This window comes from Rubrivirga sp. (assembly GCF_049648075.1).
Taxonomy (GTDB): Bacteria; Bacteroidota; Rhodothermia; order Rhodothermales; family Rubricoccaceae; genus Rubrivirga.
Window position 1 is genome coordinate 1 of the sequence record NZ_JBARYR010000243.1, and the last position, 7,291, is coordinate 7,291.

Annotated in this window: 8 protein-coding genes and 1 pseudogene; all 9 read left to right on the forward strand. The window is 68.9% G+C overall.

The genetic code is table 11. From position 1 onward, the window contains the following. Positions 1–299: trimeric intracellular cation channel family protein (locus WBA11_RS07380; RefSeq protein WP_424520056.1), on the forward strand; the 299-nt coding region annotated here is incomplete at its 5' end. Then, positions 299–1,285: a mechanosensitive ion channel family protein gene (locus tag WBA11_RS07385; RefSeq protein WP_424520057.1), complete on the forward strand. Its 987-nt coding sequence runs from the start codon at positions 299–301 to the stop codon at positions 1,283–1,285. The genes WBA11_RS07380 and WBA11_RS07385, both read left to right, overlap by 1 nt. 86 nt (positions 1,286–1,371) lie before the next feature. Beyond that, on the forward strand, positions 1,372–2,301 hold the full coding sequence (locus tag WBA11_RS07390) for an ATP-binding cassette domain-containing protein (RefSeq protein WP_424520058.1): 930 nt from the start codon (positions 1,372–1,374) through the stop codon (positions 2,299–2,301). A gap of 6 nt (positions 2,302–2,307) precedes the next feature. Continuing rightward, entirely contained in the window at positions 2,308–2,478 is a 171-nt protein-coding gene (locus WBA11_RS07395) for a hypothetical protein (RefSeq protein WP_424520059.1), read from the forward strand. A gap of 3 nt (positions 2,479–2,481) precedes the next feature. Then, positions 2,482–3,396 (forward strand): ABC transporter permease, encoded by a 915-nt coding sequence (locus WBA11_RS07400; RefSeq protein WP_424520060.1) that lies wholly within the window; start codon positions 2,482–2,484, stop codon positions 3,394–3,396. 55 nt (positions 3,397–3,451) lie between these two features. Then, complete coding sequence (locus WBA11_RS07405) at positions 3,452–4,393, forward strand: hypothetical protein (protein ID WP_424520061.1); 942 nt, start codon at positions 3,452–3,454, stop codon at positions 4,391–4,393. Between the two features lie 149 nt (positions 4,394–4,542). Further along, the gene (locus tag WBA11_RS07410; protein ID WP_424520062.1) at positions 4,543–5,421 is read left to right on the forward strand and encodes a dimethylarginine dimethylaminohydrolase family protein; all 879 of its coding nucleotides are present in this window, start codon (positions 4,543–4,545) and stop codon (positions 5,419–5,421) included. Between the two features lie 7 nt (positions 5,422–5,428). After that, positions 5,429–6,166 (forward strand): TIGR04283 family arsenosugar biosynthesis glycosyltransferase, encoded by a 738-nt coding sequence (locus WBA11_RS07415; RefSeq protein WP_424520063.1) that lies wholly within the window; start codon positions 5,429–5,431, stop codon positions 6,164–6,166. 123 nt (positions 6,167–6,289) lie between these two features. Then, positions 6,290–7,291: pseudogene (locus WBA11_RS07420) on the forward strand (hypothetical protein); the annotation flags it as partial.

Consider the following 7,291-nt stretch of genomic DNA (forward strand, 5'->3'; position numbering starts at 1 on the left):
CCTTCGGGCTCGGCCCGCTCGGCGTGCTGCTCACCGGTACCCTCACCGCCGTCGGTGGGGGCGTCGTCCGAGACGTCTTGGTCGGCGAGATGCCGGCCCTCCTGTTTAAGGGGTTCTACGCGACGGCCGCGATCTTGGGCAGCGCGACGCTGCTCGGCCTCGAGGCCACCGGCGCCTCCGAACCGGTCCAGCTCGTCGGAGCCGCCGTCGTCACGACCGGTCTCCGGCTGTGGACGCTGGTCCGACAGACAAACCTCCCCCGCCCGCCTTTCCACCCCGAACCGCCCGACGCGCTCTGATGCAGATCCTCCCCGCCGCTCCCGACACCCTCGAGGCCGACGCCCCTGCGGCTCCCGACGACACGACGGCCGGCATCACGGTCAGCGACCTCGAGGCCGCCCGGGACGTGGTCGTGTCGAGCGACTTTTGGCTCGGGCTCGGCCAAACGCTGATCCAGTTCGGCGTGGTCGTCGGCCTCGCGCTGCTCGCGATCTGGCTCGTCAAGCGGATCAAGAAGCGGTGGGTGGCCTCCGTCGAGGACGACCCCGCGACGGACAAACGCCGCCAGCGCGTCCTGACGACGGCCGACATCCTGGGCTCGCTCGCGCGCTACGTGATCTGGACGATCGCCGCGTTCACCGTCCTCGAGGTCGTCGGCATCCCGGTCGGGCCGCTGTTAGCCGGCGCCGGCATCGCGGGCCTGGCGATCGGCTTCGGCGCGCAGACGTTGGTCCGAGACGTGATCTCAGGCTTTTTCCTCTTGTTCGACGACACGCTGGGGAGCGGCGACCTGATCCGCATTGGCGACGAGGTCGGAACCGTCGAGTACGTCGGCCTTCGGCTGATCAAGGTGCGCAAGTTCGACGGCGAGCTCCTGATGATCCCGGCCGGCGAGTTGCGCACGTTCGGCAACAAGTCGATCGGGTACGCCCGCGTCGTGGTCAACGTCGGGCTGAGCTACGAGCAGGACGCGACCCAAGCCCTACGCGTCTTGGAGGACGTGGCCGCTGAGTGGGCGGAGTCGGAGGGCGCCCAGGCGATCATGGTCGAGGACGCGCCGCAGGTCCAGGGGCTCTTGGAGCTCGGGGACTCGGCCGTGACCGCTCGTGTGATCGTCCAGGTCAAGCCGGGCGAGCAGTTCGCGGCCGACCGTGAGATCCGGTCGCTCATCAAGACGCGGTTCGACGAGCGCGGCATCGAGATCCCGTTCCCGCGTCGGACGGTCTACGTCAAGTCCCTCGACGACGGCGCGCCCGACCTCGAGGCCGCCGCAGGTGCGTCCTGACCGCGGCCTCGCGTCTCGCCGCGACTCGACCTCGAGGGCGTGCCGAGCGAGGCGTAACCTCGGGTCCTGCACTCCGTAACCGCTCCATGTCTCTCGCGATCCAGACCGCCGGCTTGGCCAAGACGTACGGCGGCCGGCCGCCTGTCGAAGCGCTCAAGCCGCTCACCCTCGAGGTCGCCGCGGGCGAGACCTTCGGGCTCTTGGGACCCAACGGCGCCGGCAAGACGACGCTCGTCAAACTCTTGCTGGGCCTGGCTCACCCGACAGCCGGCTCGGCGACGCTGTTCGGCGCGCCCATCGAGGACGCGGACGCTCGCCGGCCGGTCGGCTTCTTGCCCGAGGGCCACCGCTTCCCGCCGTTCCTGACCGGCCGCGACGCTCTCGACCTGTTCGCTCGGATGTCCGGCCTCGAGGGCGCGGGCCGCGACGCTCGCGCTCGAGAGCTGTTGGCCTTGGTCCGCCTCGAGGCCGCCGCCGACCGCCGCGTTGGGACGTACTCCAAGGGGATGCTCCAGAGGTTGGGAATCGCACAGGCGCTGATGCACCGCCCTCGACTGGTCTTTCTCGACGAACCGACGGACGGCGTCGACCCGGTCGGGCGGCGAGAGATCCGCATCCTGATCGAGCAGCTACGCGACGACGGCGTGACGCTCTTTCTCAACTCCCACTTGCTCAGCGAGGTCGAGCGCGTCTGCACGCGCGTCGCCATCCTCAAGGACGGCAGAATGGTGCGCGACGGGACCGTCGACGACCTGACCCGTCAAGGGCGAGCCTGGACCGTCACCTCGACGCCGCTGCCCGCGGAGACGCGGATCGCCCTCGAGGACGCCGTCGGAGAGACGACCGAGCGACCGGACGGCTTGGAGCGGTACGTCGTGACGATGCCCGACCGTGTCGCGCTGAACGCCGCCCTCGACGCGCTCCGAAGCAGTGGCGTCGAGGTCGAGGCCGTCGAGCCGGTCCGCCAGTCGCTCGAGGACCTGTTCGTCGAGGTCGTCACCCACGACGAGTCCTAGCCCTCGATGGCCCACGCCCCCTTCCGGCTCCCCTCCGACGGGACCGTCCGCGTCGACTCTCTCATCGAGGACGGTGAACGCCACGACGGCCTCCTGTGGATCGAACGCTCCCGCGACCTCGATGACGTCATCGACACCCTCGAGCGCTGGCTTGTCAACCCGCCCCGACTTACCTAGCTCATGCTCGGACTCTTCCTCCTGACGCTCCGCGAGCTGCGCGCCCGCAAGGTCGTCATCGGCCTGTTCATCGTCTCGACGGCGATCTGGATCGCGATGGCGCTCGCCCTCCAGCTCGATGTCGTGGATGGCGGCCTGGCCGGGCTCAAGCTGTTCGGCGCAACCGCCATCGAAGAGCCCGTCGACCTCGAGGCGCCGATCCTGGACCGCGACGGGAACCCCGTCCTCGACGAGAGCGGCGAGCCGCGGCTGGAAGGCGACACCCTCGATTTCGGATCGACAATGCTCGAGGAGGTCGTGTTCGGTGCCCAAGCGTTCGTCGCGGGATCGGCCTACTGGGTCGGCATCATCCTGGCCTTGTTCGCGACGGGCGGCCTCGTAGCGGCCTTGACCGAGCGCGGCGCGGTCGACGTCATCTTGACCAAGCCCTTGTCGAGGTCGGCCGTGCTGGGCGGACGGCTGCTCGCGGTGATGGCCGTGATGCTCGCCCTCGCGACCTACCTGATCGTCGCCGTCTGGCTCACGATGTCGATCAAGTCCGGGATCTGGAATCCCCGGTTCCTGCTTGCGATCGGGGTCATCTTCGCGATGTTCTGGGTCGTCTACAGCGTCGTAACCCTGGTCGGCGTGTGGAGCGGCAGCGGCCCGTTGTCGTTTATCGCGACGCTCGGCGTCCTGTTCGTCAGCTTGATCCTGGGGATCCCCGGTCTGGCCGAGCAGATCCAGCGGACGTGGCGACCGCTCGTCGAGGGCGCGTACCACGTGCTGCCGAAGTTTGGCAACGTGGGAGTTTCTGTGGTCCCGCAACTCGCGACCAGCCAGCCCGTAGGGTCGCTCTACCCCTTGATTTCGTCGCTCGCATTCGGAGCCGTGTGCTACGGGGCGGCCTTCTACCTTTTCGCTCGCAAAGACTACTGATCCCATGAGGACACTCCCTCTCCTCTCCCTACGTGCGGTCGGCGCATCCGTGGGGGTGCTCGCACTCGCTGGCTCGTTCGTGCTTCTCTCGGGATGTTCCGACAGCCTGGCCGCGCCCGGCATCGGCGCATCGGCGCAGACGACGGACGCGCTCGGTGTCCTGCCCACCGACGCCGACGTGTACGGCATGACCAACCTCGAGGCCGCTCGCGAGAGCAACGCCCTCGAGGCCGCGCTCGGCGACGCGGGACTCGGCTTGGTCAACGGCCGGGGCTCGTCCGACCTCGACGAGTTCGTTCGCCTGACCGGGTTCGACCCCGCCACCGACCTCGACCGGATCTACGTCGCCGGCAAGGAGGGCGATAACGCGCGCGGCGCGTTCGTCGCCTACGGCCGGTTCGACCGGGACCGCATCGAGCAGTTTATCACGACTCAGGACGAGGCCGAGTTCGAGGCGACCTCGATCGACGGCTTGCCCGTCTACATCACGACCGACGACGACGGCCACCGCGCCGGCTTCGCTTTGGCGAGCGACGAGATGGTCCTCGCCGGTGACGAGCAGACCCTGCGCGGGATGCTCAACCGCTTGGGCGGCGCCCGTTCGGCGCCCTCCCCCGAACTTCAGGCCTTGTTCGACCGCGTCACCTTCCCCGACGGCGCCTGGTTCGTCGCCCGGTTGGACGGCGCCGACCTCGACATGTCGGGCTCTGACAACCCGTCCGCTCTCGCGGCCCAGGCCGCTGACGGCTTCGTCGTCTCGATGGCCTTCGAGGCCGACGGCGTCCCCGTTCGCGCCTTCCTCTCGACCAAGCCCGAAGCCAGCTCAGACGATGTCGCCGACGTCGTCCGCGGCAGCCTGGCCGCCGCCCGCGTCGGCCTAAAGGACCAGCCTGCCGTCCTCGACGTGCTCGATCGCGTCGAGGTCGACAGCGACCGCGACGGCGTGCTCATCGAGGGCTACCTGACACCCGAGTTTTTCGCGACGGCGCAGCAGTAGCCGTTGGCTGCGCCGTCTCACCGGCCCTGGACGTTGATCCGGGTTGCGCCTCCGACGGTCGTTCGTTGGAGGCGCCGTCGTGTTTGGCCGCTAGGTGACGTGAGCGAACTCGCTACCTTGAGCTCCCCTCGCCCCTCGCCCGTCGCCCCGTGCTCTCGTCCGATCCCGTCGCCCTCGAGGCGCTGCCCGCCATCCCGCGACCGGGCCGAGTCCTGATGACGTCGCCGGACCACTTCGAGGTCGCCTACGTCATCAACCCCCACATGGCCGGCAACGTCGGCGACGTGGACGTCGAGCGAGCCCGTGGGCAGTGGGAGGGTCTTAAGACCACGTACGAGCGGATCGGCCTCGAGGTCGCGGTGGTCGCGGGCGCTCCAGGCCTGCCGGACATGACGTTCTGCGCCAACCAGACGCTACCGTACCAGACGCCTGGAGGACACCTCGGCGCCGTGATGAGCCGGATGCACGCCGAGCAGCGCAAGCCGGAGGTGGAGCACTACCGACGCTTTTTTGAGAGCCAGGGCTACGAGGTCCAGGGCTTGGACAAGGACCTGCCCGGCGACTTCGAGGGCATGGGCGACGCGATCTGGCACCCCGGCCGCTACCTGCTCTGGGGCGGCTACGGCTACCGCACCGACCGGCAGGTGTACGACCGCTTGTCCGACAAGCTCGGCTTCCCCGTCGTGGCCGTGTCGCTGACCGACCCCGACTTCTACCACCTCGACACGTGCTTCTGTCCTCTCGATGAGGAGACCGTCTTGGTGTACCCCGGTGCGTTTGACGAGCAAGGGCTCCAAGACATCCGCGCACGATTCCGCCGAGTCATCGAGGCCCCGGAGGACGAGTCGCGCCGCCTGTTCGCGTGCAATGCCCATTCGCCGGACGGCGAGCACGTCCTGATTCAGAGAGGGTGCACCGAGACGAACCGGTCGCTGATCGACGCCGGCTACCAGCCCATCGAGGTCGACACCGGCGAGTTCCTGAAATCCGGGGGCTCGGTGTTCTGCCTCAAGCTGATGTTCTGGTAGCGCGAGCGTGAGCGCTCCGCCCTCCCCGTTGGTCTCCGTCGTCGTCCCCGCCCTCGACGAGGCGGAGCGCATCGGCGCAGCGCTCACGAGCGTCCTGGCCCAGAGCGACCCGTTCGAGATCATCGTCTCGGACGGCGGGTCGACCGACGACACCCTCGACCTCGCCGCAGCGACGGCCCCGACGGCCCGACTGGTCTCGACCTCGAGGGGGCGAGCGCGCCAGATGAACGCCGGCGCCCAGCACGCGACGGGCGACGTGCTGCTGTTCCTCCACGCCGACACCCGGCTCCCGCTCGGCGCCCTCGATGCCGTCCGGTCCGCCCTCGAGGACGAGTCCGTCATCGGTGGCTGCTTCCGAACGACGTTCGCCCTCGAGGAAGCGGGCACTCCCCGGCTTGGGCCGGTGGGACGCGCGGTCATGTCGCTCTGGGAGGCCCGACTGTGGATGGGGTGGCACCGACTCGCGTTTGGGGACCGCGCGCTGTTCGTCCGGCGTGCCGACTTCGAGGACGTGGGCGGCTTCCCCGAGCAACCCATCTTCGAGGATCTCGACATGGTGCGCCGCATCCGCCCTCGAGGACGGTTCGCGTTCCTCGACCTCGATGTGGTGACGTCGGCGCGGCGGTTTCGACGGCACGGCGCGGTGCGTCAGCAGCTTCGCAACCTTGGGCTTTGGGCCGGATGGAACGTGGGCCTTTCGCCGGACCGGCTCAAGCGCTTTTACAGCGATCGTGACCGCGGCTAACGGCCGAGAGGGCACAACAACAGGAACGAGGGGTACGATGGGGTTCCGGTCCCCGACCCCGAACGAGCTCGGAGGCGCCCTCGGCATGGGGGTTGACTGCGAGTCTCCCGCTCCTCTTCTGTTATGCGGCTTCTCCTACTCTCGGCACTCGTCGCGGTCAGCGCGTCGGTCTCTGCCCAATCGACGTTTCGGCTCTCGGACCCGGCCCTGTTTCTCAACGACGCGCGTGTGCTGACGACGGGTGCGCCTCTCATGCAAGCCCCGTTCGGAGTCTTGGCAATCGCTGTCCCGGGTCAGGGCACGTTCGCGGTCTCGGACCGCCCGTTCTCAGGATCCAACCGTGCGGGCCTCTTCGATGAGGAGGGCTTGTTCTTCCACGCTGGAGGCGTCGACGTCCGGCTCATTTCGCGGTCGCGGATTCTGTCGGACTCCGGTCCCGTCACGGCCTACGCGCAGTTCGTCCCATCCGGCGTTCGGCGAACTCGAGGATTGGCACGTCTGTTTGTCGCAGACGCAGTTGATGGTCGTGGACGCCGCAACATGGACCGCGCGCCCATCGCGAGCGCGTCAGGACCTCGGGCGAGCGCCGCAGACCGTCCAGCACGGCGCACCTTGAACCGGCAGGCTTACAACCGTCGAAACTCAAGCGACTTCCGACCCGCTGCGCGCTACCTCCGCGATGACGAGGCCCGCCGCCTAGCACGTCAGGTCGACCGGTATCAGGCGGATCGCCAACGCCTCGCCGCCGAGCGAGACCGCGTGGCGCAGACACGTGGCTGGACCTCGGGCAGTGATCGACGCGGGCGGGCCGTCCGTGTCGCGTCCACCGACCAGGTGTCGATGCTGCTCGACACGCGACGCCGCCTGGAGGACGACCGCAACCGGCTCGCCCTCGAGCGCGACCAACTCGTGGCGTCGCTGGGACGCGCGGAGGCCGAGCGGGACCGTCTGGCGGCCGAGTTCTCGCTATTGCGGAACCGTGCTGAAGCAGCGGAGGCGCAAGCCGCTCGCGCCGGGCGCACGCGCAACGATTTCGAGCGCGTCGAGGCCGAGGTGGTCCGCCTCCGCTCCGAGCAGGCCGACCTCCGCTCTCAGATCGAGACCCGGGACCGCGCCATCGTGACC

Coding starts and splice junctions, on each gene's coding strand:
- WBA11_RS07385 (WP_424520057.1), top strand. CDS start 299: ATGCAGATCCTCCCCGCCGCTCCCGACACCCTCGAGGCCGACGCCCCT.
- WBA11_RS07400 (WP_424520060.1), top strand. CDS start 2,482: ATGCTCGGACTCTTCCTCCTGACGCTCCGCGAGCTGCGCGCCCGCAAG.
- WBA11_RS07390 (WP_424520058.1), top strand. CDS start 1,372: ATGTCTCTCGCGATCCAGACCGCCGGCTTGGCCAAGACGTACGGCGGC.
- WBA11_RS07395 (WP_424520059.1), top strand. CDS start 2,308: ATGGCCCACGCCCCCTTCCGGCTCCCCTCCGACGGGACCGTCCGCGTC.